Origin of the sequence: Aeromonas sp. LsrichE-8G (assembly GCF_022869435.1) — a bacterium.
Taxonomy (GTDB): Bacteria; Pseudomonadota; Gammaproteobacteria; order Enterobacterales; family Aeromonadaceae; genus Aeromonas; species Aeromonas caviae.
The window spans coordinates 1-348 of record NZ_JALIHH010000235.1 but is presented as its reverse complement, the minus strand read 5'-3'; the positions used below and the strand labels follow the sequence as shown (position 1 = coordinate 348).

The following is a 348-nucleotide window of genomic DNA, read 5'->3' as shown; positions in this document are numbered from 1 at the left end:
GCAATGCTGTTCACTTAAGCGGAGCCGCATTGCGATTTACCGGAAAACGGGTCTTTGATATCTTCACCGCCCTGGGTCTCGATGGCCTGGGGCGTTTTTCTATGAACATGACGCCTATGCAGCCCCGCAACTCCGCCAACCTCCGTGGCGTATGGGCTGGCGATAACGCGCCCGCCATCACTGCCATCTGGTTCGCGATGAACTGACAGGCAAACTTAAAGCTCACCTCATTGGGCGCTCGCTGATGGGCTACGGCGGCCTGGCTGGCCTCCCGCCTGACCAGATTGTATCCAAGCAGCAATCCCCACAGCTCCTGATAGACCAAGTCCACTTTCTTGCTTCTCAGCG

1 pseudogene is annotated in these 348 nt (G+C 57.5%); it reads right to left on the bottom strand.

The features are described 5' to 3' along the window. Positions 1–10: 10 nt before the first annotated feature. Positions 11–348 (bottom strand): annotated as a pseudogene (locus tag MUW49_RS22140) (IS4 family transposase); the annotation flags it as partial.